This is a genomic window from Streptomyces sp. NBC_00316, from assembly GCF_036158715.1.
Lineage (GTDB): Bacteria > Actinomycetota > Actinomycetes > Streptomycetales > Streptomycetaceae > Streptomyces.
The window spans coordinates 4625003-4640672 of the sequence record NZ_CP108023.1 but is presented as its reverse complement, the minus strand read 5'-3'; the positions used below and the strand labels follow the sequence as shown (position 1 = coordinate 4640672).

The 15670-nt window shown below is 70.1% G+C and carries 15 protein-coding genes and 1 tRNA gene; 10 read left to right on the top strand and 6 right to left on the bottom strand.

The features are described 5' to 3' along the window. Positions 1-155 precede the first annotated feature (155 nt). On the bottom strand, positions 156-467 hold the full coding sequence (locus OG878_RS20640; RefSeq protein ID WP_328888157.1) for a hypothetical protein: 312 nt from the start codon (positions 465-467) through the stop codon (positions 156-158). Positions 468-825: 358 nt separating this feature from the next. Here OG878_RS20640 and OG878_RS20635 point away from each other — a divergent pair, with 358 nt between their 5' ends. Continuing rightward, positions 826-1731, top strand: a complete 906-nt coding sequence (locus OG878_RS20635; protein WP_328888156.1) for a bifunctional DNA primase/polymerase — start codon at positions 826-828, stop codon at positions 1729-1731. Between the two features lie 147 nt (positions 1732-1878). Here the strand turns inward: OG878_RS20635 and OG878_RS20630 are convergent. Beyond that, positions 1879-1966, bottom strand: a tRNA-Ser gene (locus tag OG878_RS20630). Positions 1967-2015: 49 nt separating this feature from the next. Then, a complete protein-coding gene (locus OG878_RS20625; RefSeq protein WP_328888155.1) occupies positions 2016-3599 on the bottom strand; it encodes a S1C family serine protease in 1584 nt (527 codons plus the stop codon). 197 nt (positions 3600-3796) lie between these two features. Between OG878_RS20625 and OG878_RS20620 the strand changes: the two genes are divergently transcribed. From OG878_RS20620 to OG878_RS20610, 3 genes are all read left to right on the top strand, one after another. Beyond that, complete coding sequence (locus OG878_RS20620; RefSeq protein WP_328888154.1) at positions 3797-4624, top strand: glycerophosphodiester phosphodiesterase; 828 nt, start codon at positions 3797-3799, stop codon at positions 4622-4624. Positions 4625-4677: 53 nt separating this feature from the next. Further along, positions 4678-5301 carry an ATP-binding protein gene (locus tag OG878_RS20615; RefSeq protein ID WP_328888153.1) on the top strand — a complete coding sequence of 208 codons (624 nt, stop codon included), beginning with the start codon at positions 4678-4680 and terminating at the stop codon, positions 5299-5301. A gap of 226 nt (positions 5302-5527) precedes the next feature. After that, a complete protein-coding gene (locus OG878_RS20610) occupies positions 5528-6493 on the top strand; it encodes a DUF5926 family protein (RefSeq protein WP_328888152.1) in 966 nt (321 codons plus the stop codon). Between the two features lie 227 nt (positions 6494-6720). On the opposite strand, the gene OG878_RS20605 is transcribed toward OG878_RS20610, so the two are convergent. Next, positions 6721-7020 carry a hypothetical protein gene (locus OG878_RS20605; protein WP_328888151.1) on the bottom strand — a complete coding sequence of 100 codons (300 nt, stop codon included), beginning with the start codon at positions 7018-7020 and terminating at the stop codon, positions 6721-6723. 614 nt (positions 7021-7634) lie between these two features. Next, entirely contained in the window at positions 7635-8318 is a 684-nt protein-coding gene (locus OG878_RS20600; RefSeq protein WP_328888150.1) for a bifunctional DNA primase/polymerase, read from the bottom strand. Positions 8319-8790: 472 nt separating this feature from the next. Between OG878_RS20600 and OG878_RS20595 the strand changes: the two genes are divergently transcribed. Both OG878_RS20595 and OG878_RS20590 read left to right on the top strand, forming a co-directional pair. Then, positions 8791-10278, top strand: coding sequence for a PP2C family protein-serine/threonine phosphatase (locus OG878_RS20595; RefSeq protein WP_328888149.1), 1488 nt, complete (start codon positions 8791-8793; stop codon positions 10276-10278). 163 nt (positions 10279-10441) lie between these two features. Continuing rightward, a complete protein-coding gene (locus OG878_RS20590) occupies positions 10442-11905 on the top strand; it encodes an aminopeptidase P family protein (RefSeq protein ID WP_328888148.1) in 1464 nt (487 codons plus the stop codon). Positions 11906-11945: 40 nt separating this feature from the next. Here the strand turns inward: OG878_RS20590 and OG878_RS20585 are convergent, their stop codons facing one another. Continuing rightward, entirely contained in the window at positions 11946-12530 is a 585-nt protein-coding gene (locus OG878_RS20585; protein ID WP_328888147.1) for an ATP-binding protein, read from the bottom strand. A gap of 228 nt (positions 12531-12758) precedes the next feature. Between OG878_RS20585 and OG878_RS20580 the strand changes: the two genes are divergently transcribed. From OG878_RS20580 to OG878_RS20565, 4 genes are all read left to right on the top strand, one after another. Further along, positions 12759-13592 (top strand): hypothetical protein, encoded by an 834-nt coding sequence (locus OG878_RS20580; RefSeq protein WP_328888146.1) that lies wholly within the window; start codon positions 12759-12761, stop codon positions 13590-13592. Positions 13593-13772: 180 nt separating this feature from the next. Continuing rightward, on the top strand, positions 13773-14516 hold the full coding sequence (locus tag OG878_RS20575) for a YcnI family copper-binding membrane protein (RefSeq protein WP_328888145.1): 744 nt from the start codon (positions 13773-13775) through the stop codon (positions 14514-14516). Positions 14517-14562: 46 nt separating this feature from the next. After that, positions 14563-15213, top strand: coding sequence for an SCO family protein (locus tag OG878_RS20570; RefSeq protein ID WP_328888144.1), 651 nt, complete (start codon positions 14563-14565; stop codon positions 15211-15213). After that, positions 15210-15659: a copper chaperone PCu(A)C gene (locus OG878_RS20565; RefSeq protein ID WP_328888143.1), complete on the top strand. Its 450-nt coding sequence runs from the start codon at positions 15210-15212 to the stop codon at positions 15657-15659. The genes OG878_RS20570 and OG878_RS20565 overlap by 4 nt, the downstream gene beginning before the upstream one ends. The last annotated feature ends 11 nt before the right edge of the window (positions 15660-15670 follow it).

Sequence of the window (15670 nt, the reverse complement as noted above, 5' to 3'; positions counted from 1 at the left end):
GTCAGATTTGAGGTGGCTGTCAAGGTCGGAGACACCCGAACATGTCCACCGGCAAACGCGAACGGCCTGCGCAAAGGCGCCGAAGCACCCTCACGCAGGCCGCCGTTCACCCCACCCCGCTCCGGCCCCCCGACCGGCCCACGGTGGGCCCCGGCTCACCAGAGATTGGTGAAGTTCACCGCGATGCTCCTGTCGGACTGGTCGATCGCAGTGAAGGGCGAGCCGCTCACTTGCGCCGAGTTGCTCCGGTTCGATGCCCCGGAGCCGGTGGCCTGCTGCTGCGACGTGGACGAGTTGCCAGAGTTGTTCCCACCTACCCCACTGCCGCTGATGGTCGCGACGCCCACATTCGATCCGCCGCTCGCGAACGCCCCGTTGTCGGCCTGGGCCACACCGCCGAAGAGTGCGGCGGCGAGGGGCAGCGCGGCAACAACCGCGAGGATGCGGGCGGTACGGATGGTTGCCATGTCAATTTCCTCCAAAAACGGATGTGCTGCTTGCTCCGGGGCAGTTGGCCGACGGCCTCGGTACGGGTCACGACGTCGCGAGACCAAAGCTGCCCACCGAACCCCCTGCGAACCGCCCAGGATCGCCTATTCCCCCGCAAGCATGAGGAACACCTGATAAACCTCCAATGCGCCTCAAAGCCCCAAGCCGCACCCCCGGCGCACACCCGGACACCGTTCGATCCCACGCATCCCATAAGGAAAAGCGTTTCGCCGCATTCTCTGGAAATCCGCCCTCATCGACCCCTCGGCCGCCCCTCACCGGCCGGCCCCGCCGCCAGCCCTTCCCATCCTCGAACAGTTGTACGAAAATAGAGCCATGGCCATCACCGACAGGCAGACCGCCACCCTGGCCCTCGCCCACGCGCTCTCCGCCGCCGAGCACGGGCTCCCCGTCATCCCGCTGTCCGCCACCAAACTCCCCGCGCTGCGCTCCCCCCACCACGACGAGGACCGGCCGGTCCGCTGCCGGGGCGCCTGCGGTCTTCCCGGGCACGGCGTCCATGACGCCACCACGAACCCGGCCGCCGTACGAGCCCTCTTCGCCGCCGCTCCGTGGGCCACCGGCTACGGAATCGCGTGCGGCCGGGCCCCGCACCACCTCATCGGCGTCGACCTCGACATCGACACCACCGGCCGGAACGACTCCGTGGCGGCTCTCCAGCAGCTGGCCCTGCACCACCTGTTCACCATCCCGCCGACGGTCACGGTGATCACGCCCAGCGGCGGCCGCCACATCTGGCTCACCGGCCCGCCCGGCGTATCCGTACCGAACTCCGCAAGCCGTCTCGCCCCGGGCATCGACATCCGCGGCACCGGCGGCTACCTGGTCGGTCCCGGCTCGGTCACCACCCGCGGCACCTACCGCCTCGCCCCCGGTGCCGCGGATCTCTCCCCGGCCCCCTGCCCCCGCGCACTCCTCCGCCTGCTCACACCCCCCGCGCGCCCGCACCACGCCTCGGGCCGCCCCCACCATGGCCAGGGCCTGATCCAGTTCGTCCTCGCGGCACACGAAGGACAGCGCAACACCCGGCTCTTCTGGGCCGCTTGCCGCGCGTACGAACACGGCTTCGGCGACGAACTGGCGGACGCCCTCACCAGCGCCGCCGTCCGGACCGGCCTCACCGAACGGGAGGCCCGGGCCACCATCGCCTCGGCCGCCCGCCTGACCGCGGACCGCCCCACGGGCCCGCAGGACGCCGAGCGCCCCGACCCGTCCCCTTGAAACGGATTGTTCCTGTCCGCGATCCGCCGCACCCTGACGGACAGGCAGCCGCGGCCGGGACGACAGCGCTGCGCAGGTTGGCCGCAGGCCTCATGCCGAAGGGGCGCCCTGGTCGGACGCCCCTTCTGGCCTGCACATTCGCCGGACTGGCGGTGGGTGTGGGATTTGAACCCACGGTGACTCGCGCCACGACGGTTTTCAAGACCGTTCCCTTAGGCCGCTCGGGCAACCCACCCCGCGTCACCGGTCATGGACCGGCGTTGACGCGAGGACAGCCTAGCCGGTCAGCTGTCGCCCTTGCGCTCCCCCAGCGTGACTTCGGCCGTCGACACCTTGCCGTCGCGCTTGTAGGTGAGTGTGACCTGGTCGCCCGGCTTGTGGGTCCAGATCTGGCCGATCAGGGTGGGGCCGCTGTCGATCACCGCGTCGTCGAACTTGGTGATGACATCGCCCGCCTTGAGACCGGCCTTGTCGGCGGGCCCGTCCGGGCTGACGGCCGATGTGCCGCCCGAGCCCTGGTCCGAGATGACGGCACCGCCGGTCTTCTCGTCCATCGTGACCGTGGCACCGATGACCGGATAGACCGGCTGGCCCGTCTTGATCAGCTGCTGGGCGACGTTCTCCGCCTGGTTGATCGGGATCGCGAAGCCGAGGCCGATGGATCCCGCCTGGGACTGGCCACTGCTGGCGGTCGACTGGATGGCGGAGTTGATACCGATGACCGCACCGCCCGCATCGAGCAGCGGGCCACCGGAGTTGCCCGGGTTGATCGAGGCGTCGGTCTGCAGTGCGCTCATGTACGAATTGCTGCCGCCGGATCCGTCACCGGAGGCGACCGGACGGTTCTTCGCGCTGATGATGCCGGTCGTGACCGTGTTGGACAGACCGAACGGCGCGCCGATCGCGATCGTCGAGTCGCCGACCGCGACCTGGTCCGAGTTGCCCAGGGCCAGCGGGGCGAGCCCCGACGGAGCGTTCTTGAGCTTCAGCACGGCGACGTCGTACCCCTCAGCGCGGCCGACGACCTCGGCGTCGTACTTCTTGCCGTTGGAGAACGTCGCCGTCAGCTGGCCGCTGTTCGCCGCAGAAGCCACCACGTGGTTGTTGGTGAGAATGTGGCCTTCCTTGTCGTACACGAAGCCGGTGCCCGTGCCGCCCTCGCCGTCGCCGCTCTGTGCATCGATGGTGACCACGCTGGGCAGCGCCCTCGCCGCGACGCCCGCGACCGTACCGGGGTCGCGCTTGAGGTCCTGCGGGTTGGCCGACGCCGCGATCGTGGTCGAGCCGGAGGAGTTGCCGCTGTCGTTCCGGTCGGCCGCCCAGTAACCGAGAGCGCCGCCGACACCGCCCGCCACGAGTGCCGCCACGGCCACCGCGGCCACCAGGCCGCCGGCCCGCCGTCGGTGCGGGGCCTCGGGCGACTGCAGCTGACCGGGCGCACCCCAGACGGGACCACCGGCATCCGCACCCTGCGCGTACGCGGGAACGGTGGGCGGGGGCGGCGGCCAGCCACCGGCCGCCTGCGGCTGGGCCGCGGTCCCGGTGTCCGGAGCGACCGGGGCCATCGGAGTCGTCACGGCAGCAGTCGGATCCTCCGCGGACAGGCCCGGCTGCGCGTGCGCCGTCTGCTGCTGCTCGGGGGAGTGAGGCGGCTGCGGCGGCGGCCAGTCCTTCGCCTGCTGGGGAGGCTGCGGCGGCGGCCAGTCCTTCGCCTGTCCCGACTGCTGCGATGCCGGTGCGTCCGACGGGTCAACCGGGGGCGCCGACGGGGGCACAGGCGGGCCCTCAGGAGGAGCGGCCGGCACGGGAGGTACGGACGGTACGGCCTGAGCCGCAGTGCCCTCGTTGCCCTCGTTCTCTGTGCTCACAGCTTGTTACTCCTCGGTTCCTCATCAATGTCGGCAAGAGATCCGCTGCGTACGTGTCTGGACTCAGCTTTTCCCATGACCCGTCAGGCCACTGTAAGCAGGACCTGTGCGTCCGCACACCAATCTTTATATCCGGCAAAACGGTCTCCGGTCGCAAGGTGCGGGCCGCCGTCGCCTCTCGGTGACACCATGACGCGGTGACCCATGCACGGCAGCACACACTGCACCATCCCATCCAGGTCATCGCACACCGCGGGGCGTCCGACGACGCGCCCGAGCACACCCTGGCCGCCTACCGCAAGGCGATCGAGGACGGCGCCGACGCACTGGAGTGCGATGTACGGCTCACCTCCGACGGCCACCTGGTCTGTGTGCACGACCGGCGGGTGAACCGCACGTCCAACGGCCGCGGTGCCGTCTCCGCCCTGGAGCTCTCCGAACTCGCCGCTCTCGACTTCGGCTCCTGGAAGGACCGCGAGGAGTCCCCGGACTGGGATCCGGCGCCGGGCGAGCTCACCTCCGTACTCACGCTCGAGCGACTGCTCGAACTGGTCGTCGAGACACGCACCGCCGGGCGGCCCCTCCAGCTGGCCATCGAGACCAAGCACCCCACTCGCTGGGCGGGCCAGGTGGAGGAGCGGCTGCTGTATCTGCTGAAGCGATTCGAACTGGACGCCCCACCCGCCGACGGCCCCTCGCCGGTGCGCATCATGAGTTTCTCGGCCCGCTCCCTGCACCGCATCCAGGCGGCCTCGCCGACCCTGCCGACGGTCTATCTGATGCAGTTCGTCTCGCCGCGGCTGCGCGACGGGCGGCTGCCGGCCGGTGCCCGTATCGCCGGTCCGGGGCTGCGGATCGTACGCAGTCACCCCGGTTACGTCGAGCGACTGCACCACGCGGGCCACCGCGTGCACGTCTGGACGGTCAACGAACCCGAGGACGTCGAGCTTTGCGCCCGCCTCGGCGTCGAGGCAATCATCACGAATCGCCCAAAACAGGTTCTGTCCCAACTGGGTCGCCTTTAACGTCAGTTACAGGGAGTACACCGGCGCATTCAGCCCGTACCCGATCGTTACGAGTGCGTCATCAGCAGGCCATTGGCCGGTTTCCGGTCCAGTCCAGGAGGGCATCCACTCCGTGGCGTGGGGCAAAGGAGGTCTCGGGGGTGGCGTTGGTGGTGGCACAGGAAGTGCCCACGTCGTCGAGCATGGCCGTACCCCATGGCCCTGCGGGCGTGGGTCAGGCGCGACACCGGATGCGTGAGCAACTGCGCAGTTACGGGGTGTCGGATTCGGTTGTCGACGATGCTGTATTGATTCTTTCCGAACTTCTCAGCAATGCCTGCCGCCACGGCAGACCGCTGGGGCGGCACACGGATGTGGGTGAGGGCGACGTACGCGCCGCATGGCGCGTCGACGGAACGGGCGGGCTGACCGTCGAGGTGACGGACGGAGGCGGTCCGACCCGACCGATTCCGGCCACACCGTCCGTGACGGCGCGCGGCGGTCGCGGGCTCAACATCATCAGCGCGCTCGCCGAGGAATGGGGCGTGCGCGACAGCTCGTCCGGCGAGGTCACCGTGTGGGTGGTGGTCAGCGAGAGCCACGACCATGACCACGACCATGACCACGGTCATGGGAACGGGCACGTACCGGGGCTCGACGGGCTGGACTTCGCCGACGCCTTCGACGACGCCGGCTGAGACCGGCACACCGGTTCGGCTCGCGCAAGGACCGGTGCACCGACGGGCACGCACACCACGGTGCGGAGCGGCCCGTGCGCACTCGCTCACCGCCGTACACACGTACGTGCACACAGGCGATCCGGCACACATGCCGCGGGCGCCCGGGCGTCTGTACACCGGACCCGACAAGGGCGGCTAGGCTCGCGGCCCAGACCGCACTGTCGCAATCGGGAGAAAGCCCACCATGGCCAAGAAGCGCCCTCAGACCAAGGCCGGGAAGCAGCAGCTCAAGGACGGCGAGATCCCGGTGGTCGGGGCTCGCGAGCCCTGCCCGTGCGGTTCGGGCCGCCGCTACAAGGCCTGCCACGGCCGTGCCGCCGCCCAGGCCGTCACCGAGCTCGTCCACCGCCCGTTCGAGGGCCTGGCCGGCGAGTGCGACTGGGTCGCCCTGCGGGAACTGGTACCCGCCGCCACGGTCGAACTGGCCCTGAAGGGCGGGCTGCCCGAGGGCGTGCCGTCCGTGACGCTCGCGACCGTGCTGCCGATGGCATGGCCGGCGCTGCGGCGCGACGACGGCTCCGTCCTGCTCGCCCTGCAGAACGACACCCCGTCCGGCGACCTCAGCCGTGACCTGGCTGGCACCCTGCAGCGCGCACTGGACGCCGAGCCCGGTTCGCCCGTCGCCGCCCAGGGTGTACCGGCCGACGGGCCGCGTCTGCAGGACCTGCTCGACCCGGAAGCCGCGTTCGAGCCGACCATCCACTCCGGATTCGAGTTCTGGATCCCGGACGCGGAGAACTCCACGCCCGAGGTCTCCGCGTCCCTGGAGCGCGCGAACGAGGCGGCGATCCCGACCACCCGGCTCTCCGGGGTGGACGCCGCGTACTGGTGCGAGACCCCCGAGAAGAACCACCTGCGGTGGGTCATGCCGCACCCCGAGGAACAGCTCCTCGACGCGCTCGCCCGGCTGCACGCCGCCGGCACCTCCTCGCTCGGCGAGGGGACGCGGCTGGTCGGATCCTTCCGCGCGCACGGGCTGATGGTCCCGGTCTGGGATCTGCCGAGCGCGATGGGGGCCGAGGACTGCGAGAAGCCCGCGGCCGGGCTCGCCGAGCGACTGGCGCAGGCGCTCGCCTCGGACGCGCCGCTGACCGCGGAGGAGCGGCGGGCCCGCGGCGGTCTCACCAACCGCCAGGTGACGCTCAGCTGACCGTGACGGCGTGAGGACTCCTGCGGGCCGATCGGTGACTCATGTCACAACTCCCCGTACCCGCAGGTAAATAGCTGTCCGAATAAGCGAGATCGAATTTGCGAACGGCAGATCTCTTGTTACCGTTCTAGAAGCCCGGTCGCTGGTGCATCCCCCGTCGCCAGCGATCGGGCACTCTCATGTCCACGTGTTGTGCCGGACGGCCCGCAGCGGCTGCGGATCCGGCGTCAACGCGACGCGGAGGGTGCCGGATTGGATCCGGACCTCAGCAGCAGCGGAACCTCGCCTTCCGCCCCCTCGGCCACCCCGCCCCAGGCGTACTCGGCCACCGCCACGCACCCCTCGGGACCTCCGTACGACCTGCGGCGCGGCGTCTGGCAGACCCCCGGCTCATCCTGTGGATCCACTGTGCAGCGCATTTCGACGGTCCGGCCGCCGGGACCCATCAGCGTGAGCACGGAACGGAGTTCGTCGCCCGTCGTATTGCGGTGGTAACTGCGCGCCCATGTGTCCCGTCCGTCGGTCATGACGCAGGTCTGCGCCTCGACGCCCTCGGGAGACGTCAGCTCGGGCCCGCACCGCGCCACGGTCCGCGGTGCGGACCCGAACGGTGCGGCGAAAGCGGAGCCCGCCTCTCCGTAGGACCCGGCGGCTTCGCCCGCCCCGCCCGACGGGTCTGTATCGGACAGAAATCCGGTCCCGGCACCCCGCCCCGAAGATCTCTTTGAAACGGCGCCCGAATACCTCTTCGACGGCCCTTTCGAAAGACACTTCGAGCCGGTCCCGGAAGGTCCGTCAGAAAGCCCGTCCCGACGGGACTTTGCATCGGCAGACTTTGCATGAGGCGACACGGCACCGGGGACGCCCGCGGGTTCCGCGGAAGCCGCGGGCGGAAGCACGACGGCGGACACCATCACACCCGTCATGGCGATCATGCGAGATCACCTGTCGACTGCGCGGGAATTCCTGCACGGCGCGCCGAAGATATCGGCGAAAATGCGGGCTCCTGGATGGGGAGCACCCATTTACCGCAGAATTCGGACCTGCTCACACCCGAACGAGTGAGCCGAGCCGTCGGCACAGCCCGCCGGCCGCCGCACGGACCCACCGGCCGGTCACGGGACCCGCCGTCGACCGGCCCTCAGTGCGCGAGCCGGCTGCCGCCGTCGGGGGCGCTGCTGCTCGCTTCGACCAGCGCGTCCACGACCGCCTCCACACGCGGCAGCCAGGGGGCCGCGGAGCCGGGCAGCGGGGCCCGTTCCCAGCGCACCTGCCCCGTACCCACCTCGGACGGGGGAAGCACGAGGTAGCCCCCCTCTCCGTGGAACCGCAGCGAACTGGGCACCCAGTCCTTGGCGTGCAACAGTTCACCGAGCTGTTCGAGGGTGTACGGAGCCACCAGCAGCGACCAGCGCGTCGGCGTCGCCACCACCGGCCCGAGTCGCATGCCCATGCGGTCGAGTTCGGTCAGTGCCCGGGCGCCGGCCACGGCGGGCAGGCTCAGCGCGCACGGGGCACGGCCGCCGGTGGCGAGCATGATCGGCGCAGCCGGCCGGTTGGTCCACCACCAGCGCACCATGCGCTCGTCGGTGGTCGCCGCAAGAAGACCGGGGTCGAAGGGGTGCGCGCCGGGTACGGCGCACTCGGGATCGGGGCAGGCGCAGCTGCGGCCGCGGCCACCGCGGCCCCCGGCCGCGTTCAGCCCCACGCCGGGCAGCACGGGCCAGTGCCATGCGGTGGCACAGGTCAGGGCCGCGTCGAGCTGGGCGGGCCTTGCCTTGCGCCGGAGCCGGAGCCTGCGTCGCCTTCCGAGGATCTCGCGCATGAGCGCTCGTTCCTTTCCGTTGAACGCCGAGGGCCACATCACACCACGCGCGCGTCACGCCGCGTGTGCATCACTTCACCGTGCGTACATGCTCTCTGAGTCTGCGGTACGGGTATCCCGTCGGTACCGAGCGTGAGCCGAGTCGAGCTGATCCGGGTCCAGCCAAAAGCATGGCAAGGGGCTGCGCGCATCGCGTCTGCCGCCCCATGGTGCACCGCCCCGCACTCGGGGTGGGGCGCGGCCGTCACAAGTGAGGACGTCCGGGCTCGCTGCCAGGTTCCGGAGCGATCAGAACTGCCCCTGGTTCCTCACCGATTACGTACCCAGCATGCCCGGAATGACGCTCCGCCCGGGACTTCACCCCGGGGGAACCCCTGTCGAACAAGACCCAGTCGACCGCAAATAACGTTCATGGGGTGCATTTTTTGGCCAACTTAGTAGTCACACGGACACCACAAATCCCGCAGGGACAATGCTGGACATCTGCTTACTTGTGCGTGTACATGTGGATGCACTGATAGCGGCGCAGAATGACATGGGGGTTTGCGATGCTATTCGACGAAACGCACTGGTCGGAAAGCCGGTTGCCATGAGCGCCCCTCACCTGCCGAAAGTGGCTGGAATCGATCCCACAGTTCCTGTTTCAGCGCACACTCCAGGCCCTCTGGCCGGTGTACCCGCCGCGCCAGGAGCCTTCCTCCAGGACCGTCTGGCCGGCTGGGTCTCCGACCTCACCACGCTGCACGAGCTCACCGAGCGCCTGGCCGGAACCAGCACCCTCGACGACGCGCTGCACGAGGTACTCGGCGCCGGCGCCGCCCTCGTCGGTGCCCGCCGCGGACTGATCGTCTTCGAACCCTCCGACCACCGAGGCCCGGTCGCCACCATCGGCCTCGGACTCGCCCATGCCGACCTCGGCCACATCGAGACGGTGCCCCGCTGCGCAACCTCGTACGGCCGGATCCTGGACGGCCTCCCGGACGCCAAAGGACCTCTGACCAGCCCCGATCTGCTGGGTGACGCAAGCCTGGACCCCCGCCACCGCGAAGTCGCCGCCCGGCTCGGATACGCCGCCAGCTACGCCCTGCCCCTCGCCACCGACGCGACCGGCCGGCTGGGCGCGGCCGTCTGGCTCTACGACGAGCCCGCCGAACCCCTCGAACGCCAGCGCCACCTCGTCGGCCTCTACTCCGGTCACGCGAGCGAGCACCTGGCCCGGCTGCTGGAGCTGCACCGGGCCAAGGCCGAGGCCGCCGCCCTCACCGAGGAGCTGCGGCCCGGCCGGCTGCCCCGGGTCCCCGGCGTGCAGCTGGCCGCCCGGCACCGCGTGGCACCGTGCGGCGGCGGTGACTGGTACGACGCGCTGGCGCTGCCGGAAGGTGCGCTCGGTCTCGCCGTCGGCTCGGTGGGCGGCTCCGGCCCGAGCGCTCTGGCCGCCATGGGGCGGCTGCGGGCCGGCCTGCGGGCGTACGCGGTGATGGAGGGCGAGGATCCGGTCGCCGTGCTCTCCGACCTGGAACTGCTGCTGCGGCTGACCGAACCCGCACGGTCCGCGACCGCGCTCTTCGCCTACTGCGAGCCCGCCGCACGCAAGGTCGTGCTGGCCGGTGCCGGACACACCCCACCGCTGATTATCGGCGACCGGCGCACCGAGTTCGTCGAGACCACCCTGTCCGCTCCGCTGGGCATGCTGGCCTGTTGGGAGGCGCCGAGCGTGGAGATGGCTCCGGCGTCCGGCGAGACCGTGCTGCTTTACACCGACGGTCTGCTGCGCCGTACCGGCGACTCGACGGACCGGGCATTCGCCCGGCTCCACTCGGCGGCCGCGAGCGTGCCGAAGGCGCTGCGCCACGACGCCGGATCGGTGGCCGACCATGTGCTGCGGACCGTCCTGCCCGACGGGCTCGACCAGGTCGACAGCACCGAGGACGTCGTCCTCCTGGCCGCGCGCTTCGGCTGAGCCGCGCCGTCCGCCGGGATGCCGGACTGATGGGCTGCCGGGCGCCGCAATTCTCCTGGGGGACATACGGCCGGTCTCTGTAAGAGGCCTTCCGGCCCTGGGCCCCCTTCCGTACGCCCGTACGATGGCAGGGGTCCAGTGTCGTAGCAAGGAGAGACAAGTCGTGTCTGAGGAGCTCACCCCGGAGAACCCGGAGACCGAAGAAGCAGAGACGGTCAAGCAGCGGAAGAACGGCCTGTACCCGGGCGTCTCCGACGAGCTCGCCGCCAGCATGAAGTCGGGCTGGGCCGACACCGAGCTGCACGGCCTCGAGCCGATCGCCCAGGCCGGGCACACCGCCGCCCGCCGCGCCGCACTCTCCGCACGCTTCCCCGGCGAGCGTCTGGTCGTTCCCGCGGGCAATCTGAAGACCCGCTCCAATGACACCGAGTACGCCTTCCGCGCGTCCACCGAGTACGCGTACCTCACCGGCGACCAGACCCAGGACGGTGTGCTCGTCCTGGAGCCGACGGACGACGGACACGAGGCGACCATCTACCTGCTGCCCCGCTCCGACCGCGAGAACGGCGAGTTCTGGCTCGACGGCCAGGGCGAGCTGTGGGTCGGCCGCCGTCACTCCCTGGCCGAGGCCGAGCAGCTGCTGGGCATCCCGGCGAAGGACGTGCGGAAGCTCCCGGCCGCGCTGACCGAGGCCACCGGCCCGGTCCGCAACGTCCGGGGACACGACGCCGGCATCGAGTCCGCGCTGAAGGACAAGGTCACCGCGGAGCGCGACGAAGAGCTGCGGGTCTTCCTCTCCGAGGCGCGACTCGTCAAGGACGCCTTCGAGATCGCCGAGCTGGAGAAGGCCTGCGACGCCACGGCGCGCGGCTTCGAGGACGTCGTGAAGGTCCTCGACAAGGCCGAGGCGACGAGCGAGCGTTACATCGAAGGCACGTTCTTCCTGCGCGCCCGCGTCGAGGGCAACGACATCGGCTACGGCTCGATCTGCGCCGCGGGCCCGCACGCCACCACCCTGCACTGGGTGCGCAACGACGGCCCCGTGCGCTCCGGCGAGCTGCTGCTCCTCGACGCCGGCGTGGAGACCAATGACCTCTACACGGCCGACGTGACACGGACCCTTCCCATCAACGGCACGTTCACGCCGCTGCAGCGGAAGATCTACGACGCGGTGTACGAGGCCCAGGAGGCGGGCATCGCAGCCGTCAAGCCCGGCGCGGACTACCGCGACTTCCACGACGCCGCGCAGCGCGTGCTCGCCGAGAAGCTCGTCGAGTGGGGTCTGCTGGGCGACCTCTCCGTGGACAAGGTCCTGGAGCTGGGTCTGCAGCGCCGCTGGACCCTGCACGGCACCGGCCACATGCTCGGCATGGACGTCCACGACTGCGCCGCCGCGCGGACCGAGACGTACGTCAACGGGACGCTGGAGCCCGGCGTCTGCCTCACCGTCGAGCCCGGTCTGTACTTCCAGGCCGACGACCTGACCGTGCCGGAGGAGTACCGCGGCATCGGCGTCCGGATCGAGGACGACATCCTCGTGACCGAGGACGGCAACCGGAACCTCTCGGACAAGCTGCCGCGCCAGGCCGACGAGGTCGAGGCATGGATGGCTCAGCTCAAGGGCTGATCATCGCCGGCCGGTTGCGGCACATCGGAGGGCGCCCCGCTCAGGACACCATGAGCAGGGCGCCCTTCCGCCATTTCAGGACCTTGTCGAAGCTCACCACCGCGCCCCGGCCCGGACGGTTGCCGAAGTGGACATGGTCGGCGAGCTGCTCGATCAGGCAGAGTCCCCGGCCGTCCTCGGCGCTGAGCGGAGGGAGCTGCTGCGAGGGGTACGGCTGCTGTTGACGGGTCTGTGGCTGCGGCTGATGCGGCTGCGGGTGTTCGGCGGTGCGAAGCACATTCCGGGCAGGGAACCCGGGTCCCAGATCGGCGACTTCGATACGGCATTTCTCACCGTCCAGATAGGCGGTGACCCAGTACTGCCCCGAGGCCATAACCGACTGATCGTCCCAGGAGTCCCACGTATCCCACGGATCGCAGTCCCCCGCGGCAACGAGGTCGTCGGCGCCCCTGCGCTCCCCACCGTGCTCGACAGCGTTCGCACACGCCTCGCTGAGGGCGAGCGACAGGTCGAAGGAGATGTCCGGATCCACGCCCGCGGTCTCCATGGTGCCGAGCAGGAAACGACGCGCGAGCGGAACGCTCGCAGCTTCGCGCCGCAAATGGAGTGACCACCAGATGCTCATGCTCCAGCCTCCTGGCTGCGGCTCGACATACCGATACGTATTGCCGCAGACGGCGGTCCGTAAGCACAGTTCCGATGTGAGACCGCTCATTCGGCGGATATCCGCACTCCGTACACCCGTGTATGCCGGACCCGTCCAGCACACGCGCCTCGCATCCAATCGGGCGGAAGGCGACCTTCCGGACCTGCCCTCCGGAGGCCGGGGGCACAGTGCGATGATGGCCCGGCCATGTCTATGCCTGTCGCACGCGCCGGAGCCGGTCTGCGGCTCCTGAGGGCCGCGGTGTTCACCGCGGCCTGTGTCGCGCTGTCCGCGGCAGGGCACACACTGGCGTCCTGCGACATCGTCCCCTGGTGGACATTGCTCGCGGGCTTCCTCGGAGTCTTCGCCGTGGTGGTGCCGCTCGCCGGACGCGAACGCTCCATGCCGTCCATCGCCGCCGCCCTGGCCGGCGGGCAGATCGTCCTGCACACCCTGTTCGGACTGGGCACGCACAGCGCCTCCAGTGCGGCGAAGGACGCGGTGCCGGGCGGCGACGGCTCGCTGATCCGGTTCGCGGCGAGCCTCGTGTGCGGCGCAGGACCGGCACAGCTGAACGCCGTCGACGCCCGCCGCATCGTCACCGACGCGGGCATCGACCCGGCGACCGTGATGGACCAGGGCCATCAGCACATGGCCGCCATGACCGGGACCGTGGTCACCACCGCGCCCGACCCGGCCGCGCTCGCCGGACTGCTGCCCAGCCTGCCCATGCTGCTCGGCCACCTGCTGGCCGCACTGGCCACCGGCTGGCTGCTGCGGCGTGGCGAAATCGCACTGTTCCGGCTGGTCCGGCTGTCGGCGTACGGCGCCAGGCAGCTCGTGGCCGGGGCCCGGTTGCGTGCGCTGCGGGCCGCGCTCGCACTCGTACGGGCACTGCGCGCCGGCCTCCCGGACGAACCGGCGACCGGGCCGCGCACACCCCGTACCGCGGCCGACGCCCCGGCTCCCGCCACCGGCGATCCACTGCAGCACCTGGTGATCAGGCGCGGGCCTCCGTCCGTATTCACCCTCGCAGCCTGACGCGACACCCTCCGCCCGTCGTACGCACGGCTCGACGCAGTCACCGCCCGGCCTTCGCCGTGCGGTGGCCGCGCGGCTCGGTACACGCACTGCGCACATGAGCAAGAGGTGTCGCGATGCCGTCGCGCACCGGCGCGCCGGACCACCTTTCCTTCGTGCTTCTGTGGAGTGATTCCTGACATGAACGTTTCCCGCATCGCCCTCGCCGGCGGCGTCGCCGCGTCCACCGTGCTGATCCTCGCCGGCACCGCCTCCGCACATGTCAGCGTGCAGCCGCAGGGCGAGGCCGCCAAGGGCGGCTACGCCACCATCAACTTCAAGGTCCCCAACGAGCGCGACAACGCCTCGACGACCAAGCTCGAGGTCAACTTCCCGACCGACCACCCACTGTCCTCCGTCATGCCGCAGCCGGTGCCCGGCTGGAAGATCGACGTCACCAAGAGCAAGCTCGCCAAGCCCCTCGAGGTCCACGGCAGCAAGATCAACGAGGCGGTCTCCAAGGTCACCTGGACCGCCGACGGCAGCAAGAGCGACCTCGGCATCCTTCCGGGCGAGTTCCAGCAGTTCCCGCTCTCCGTCGGCCAGCTCCCCGAGGACACCGACCAGCTGGTCTTCAAGACCATCCAGACGTACGACAACAAGGAAGTCGTCCGCTGGATCGAGGAGCAGAAGGACGGCGCGGAGGAGCCCGAGAGCCCCGCTCCGGTCCTCAAACTGACCGCCGCGACCGCTGACGAGCACGGCGCCGCCGACAAGAGCGGTGCGGCCGGCGCCGACCAGGCGAAGGACGAGCACACGGAGGCGTCGTCCGCGTCGTCCTCCTCCAGCGACACCACAGCCCGGGTCCTCGGCATCGTCGGCATCCTCATCGGCGCCGCCGGAGTGGCCTTCGGCGTCCTCGCCGGCCGCCGGCGCACCGCCTGACCCTCCGGCCCCACCGAAACACCGACCCACCAGGAATCAGCAATCCATGCGTAAGAAGACTGTGCTGGCCGCGGCGTTCGTCGCCGCGGCCGCGCTCACCCTGTCGGCCTGCGGCAGCAGCGACGACGCCGGCAAGCCCCTCGCGGACGTCTCCGCCCCGGCGCAGACAGGGGCCGCAACGGTGCTCGACCAGCCGTTCACCAAGCCCGACCTCGTCCTGACCGACACCCACGGCAAGACGTACGACCTCCGTGAGCAGACCCGGGGCAAGCCGACGCTCATCTACTTCGGCTACACCCACTGCCCCGACGTCTGCCCGCTCATCATGAGCAACATCGCCATCGCCAAGAAGTCCCTGCCCAAGGCCGACCAGGACAAGCTCCAGGTCGTCTTCGTGACCACCGACCCCGAGCGGGACACCCCATCCTCGCTGGGGAGCTGGCTCAGGGCCCAGGACGCCTCCTTCATCGGTCTCACCGGCGCCTTCCCGACCATCCAGGCGGGCGCACGGCAGATCGGCATCGGCATAGACCCGCCGAAGAAGGAGAAGGACGGAACGATCGTCTCGATGCACGGGTCGCAGGTCATCGCGTTCTCCCCGAAGACCGACAAGGGGTACGTGCTGTACAGCGAGGACACCACGCCCGACGACTACACCAAGGACCTCCCCAAGATCATCAAGGGGGAGAACCCGTGACCCGCCGCACCGTCCTCGCCGGCGTGCTCGCCCTCACCACCGGGCTGACGCTGGCGGGGTGCTCGTCCTCCGGCGGCGCACCCGAACTGAAGGTCACCGGCGCGTTCATGCCGCAGCCCATCAACGACATGGCAGCCGGCTTCCTCATCGTGCACAACAGCGGCAGCGGCTCCGACCGGCTCACCTCGGTCACCAGCCCCCTCTCGGACGACGTCACGATCCACAGGACGACGAACCAGACCATGCGCATGGTGTCCTCCTTCGAGGTGCCCGCGGGTGGCGAACTGGATCTGGAACGCGGCGGCAACCACATCATGTTCATGAAACTCAAACAGCAGCCCAGGCAGGGCGAGAAGGTGTCCGTGGAGCTGCACTTCGAGAAGGCCGACCCCATCAAGGTGGATCTCCCCGTGAAGGAGACCACCCACAACCCGAAGAAGCAGTGAGGGACTGACAC

Excerpts from the sequence above, each read along its gene's own strand:
- OG878_RS20640 (WP_328888157.1), bottom strand. The coding sequence starts at position 467 with ATGGCAACCATCCGTACCGCCCGCATCCTCGCGGTTGTTGCCGCGCTG.
- OG878_RS20635 (WP_328888156.1), top strand. The coding sequence starts at position 826 with ATGGCCATCACCGACAGGCAGACCGCCACCCTGGCCCTCGCCCACGCG.
- OG878_RS20610 (WP_328888152.1), top strand. The coding sequence starts at position 5,528 with ATGGCCAAGAAGCGCCCTCAGACCAAGGCCGGGAAGCAGCAGCTCAAG.
- OG878_RS20605 (WP_328888151.1), bottom strand. The coding sequence starts at position 7,020 with ATGACCGACGGACGGGACACATGGGCGCGCAGTTACCACCGCAATACG.
- OG878_RS20600 (WP_328888150.1), bottom strand. The coding sequence starts at position 8,318 with ATGCGCGAGATCCTCGGAAGGCGACGCAGGCTCCGGCTCCGGCGCAAG.
- OG878_RS20595 (WP_328888149.1), top strand. The coding sequence starts at position 8,791 with ATGCTGGACATCTGCTTACTTGTGCGTGTACATGTGGATGCACTGATA.
- OG878_RS20585 (WP_328888147.1), bottom strand. The coding sequence starts at position 12,530 with ATGAGCATCTGGTGGTCACTCCATTTGCGGCGCGAAGCTGCGAGCGTT.
- OG878_RS20580 (WP_328888146.1), top strand. The coding sequence starts at position 12,759 with ATGTCTATGCCTGTCGCACGCGCCGGAGCCGGTCTGCGGCTCCTGAGG.
- OG878_RS20575 (WP_328888145.1), top strand. The coding sequence starts at position 13,773 with ATGAACGTTTCCCGCATCGCCCTCGCCGGCGGCGTCGCCGCGTCCACC.
- OG878_RS20570 (WP_328888144.1), top strand. The coding sequence starts at position 14,563 with ATGCGTAAGAAGACTGTGCTGGCCGCGGCGTTCGTCGCCGCGGCCGCG.